This window comes from Vibrio sp. V10_P2A27P122, from assembly GCF_963874335.1.
GTDB classification, from domain to species: Bacteria; Pseudomonadota; Gammaproteobacteria; order Enterobacterales; family Vibrionaceae; genus Vibrio; species Vibrio anguillarum.
In genome coordinates this window covers 1-2,091 of sequence record NZ_CAWNHY010000225.1, presented here as the reverse complement: position 1 = coordinate 2,091, position 2,091 = coordinate 1, and the positions used below count along the sequence as shown (strand labels likewise).

Here is a 2,091-nt window from a genome sequence, read left to right as displayed (position 1 = left end):
GAACAGGTTGATAGTAATTATTAGGAACAGTGGAAAGTCAGTTCATGTTGACTTTTAGCGATGCATAGAGTCGCGACTCTCCATATCGATGGGCTCTGCAAAAAGCATTAACTAAATGTTGCAAGTGTTAATATTGGCCATCGTAGGATAAAGGATGGGGTAGATAAGTGGCGAGTGACTAAGTTAGTCGATGCATAAAATCGTTTAAGCCGTTGTCCGTGGTTGGCTTAAGTAGTACGTGTATAAGAATACTTGGTATTTCACTTAGAAACAGCAGGCGCAAAAAAGACTACGCATAAGCGTAGCCTCTTTGATTGGTCAGCAGAACCATTATATGGCAGGGGTGATAGACAATACCCATTGTTCAGTATAAGTCCCGGCTGGAAATTCATTTTTACGCTTATGTCTAATTACAAACCCTGGCATTACTTTATTTCCTATTTGACCTTCTAGCTTGATGACAGTTTGTTCTAAACCTGCTGCATCAAAAACTTTATGATCCTGTGGTGTCTGCGATGTTAAACCAACGGTACTTAAATCTGGGCATGATGATGTCTCGCTACAGGATTTACCGTCATTTGAAAATGTGGATGACCTTTTAAGTTCAAGATCAAATTTATGATCGGGGTCAGTTGATTTTATCCTTGCATTTTCTACTAGTGAGGCGATAAATTCTTGCTTATACACAGCGTCATGAAGATTTACAAGATCAAAATCAACGGTAGACTCAGTCGGATGATTAGTGGTCGTCCATGGAATTAACAAATCGAATGCTAATTTTTCTTTTACAACATGTTGAAGGTTAAAAACGTATTCTTTGGTATCTTCTGCTGCTAGGTTCACGGTAGAAAATAGCAGTAAAGCTGGGATTAAAATAATACGAAATGTCATTACTTATACCTTTGGATAAAATGTTTATGTCGAGTCATCATCCAATCTGTGAAGGTTTATTCTGAGGGATAATGCATGTTCAGCGGCTAGTGAGCCGATAATGTCAGCAAACTAGGCCATGAGATAGGAAATTAATGTAAATTAAAATAATCATTATAAATCAGTTTGATACAACTCGATATCTGCAGCTTAATCAATCAAGATGCTCGAATAACAGTTAACTAGAGTTGCTCAATGAATACTATACCCAAACAATTTAGAGTTGCAGGCAGGCGGTAAGTGAGCGAGTGTGCATGAGCATAGATAGACTCTATGATTGGGATGAACGAACGTAGCCAGCCCCCTTGAAACTTCAAATAGGAAGGGGATATACGTTCGTTATCACAAGCTATAAGATTTGCATTCCCACTCAAGTCGGCAACTTTAATTGACCACTTGAGTGGGAATAGTATTTTATTGACTTATAATGTATTGCAAAGTTTCTTTAGCAACCTCTGCTATTATCTTATCGCTATGTTTCGCGCTTGGTTCAGATTTATGTGTATATATTGCTATTACTAACGGAGATGCTTTTTCTCGCCAAATAACAGCGACATCGCTTGCTGCACCATAGGCACCACAGGTTCCCGTTTTATCACCGACTTGCCATTGCTTAGGAACGGCAGCTCTGATTCTGTTATCTCCAGTCGTGTTACCGATTAGCCAATCATGAAATAACTCCTGATGGGAGGCCGACAGTACATTGCCAAAAGATAGCTTGCCAATGCTCGTCGCCATTGATTTAGGTGTAGAGGTGTCTCGTTCGTCTCCGGGTATTGCTGTATTGAGTTCTAGCTCCCAACGGTCTAAACGGAAATCTTCATCTCCAATGCTTTTCATAAAGGTATTCATACCTTTAGGGCCACCGATATAACGCTCTAATAAAATATTGGTAGCGCCATTATCGCTGTATTGAAGGGCAGCTTGAGCCAGTTGGCCTATGCTCATTCCTTCGGCGTGATTTTCCTCGGTAATTGGTGACCAAAACTCTAGATCACGTTCACTAAAATCGATAGAAGTGTCTAAGTTCAGCAGTTGATTTTGCGATTTTTGTAAAATAGCCGCTGCCAGAAGTGATTTAAAAGAACTGCACAAAGGAAAGCGTTCCTGCTCACGGTAACCAAAAGTAAAACTTCCATATATATCGTAAGCATAGACGCC

At 39.9% G+C, this 2,091-nt stretch carries 2 protein-coding genes; both read right to left on the bottom strand.

The genetic code is table 11. The annotated features are described in order from the left end of the window. Positions 1-330 precede the first annotated feature (330 nt). Positions 331-891: a hypothetical protein gene (locus tag AACQ17_RS09545; RefSeq protein ID WP_094149270.1), complete on the bottom strand. Its 561-nt coding sequence runs from the start codon at positions 889-891 to the stop codon at positions 331-333. Positions 892-1,344: 453 nt separating this feature from the next. Further along, a partial coding sequence (gene bla, locus AACQ17_RS09540) for a class A beta-lactamase (protein ID WP_141201439.1) occupies positions 1,345-2,091 on the bottom strand: 747 nt, incomplete at its 5' end.

What these genes read in the sequence shown, in the direction of transcription:
- AACQ17_RS09545 (WP_094149270.1), bottom strand. Translation starts at nt 891, where the DNA reads ATGACATTTCGTATTATTTTAATCCCAGCTTTACTGCTATTTTCTACC.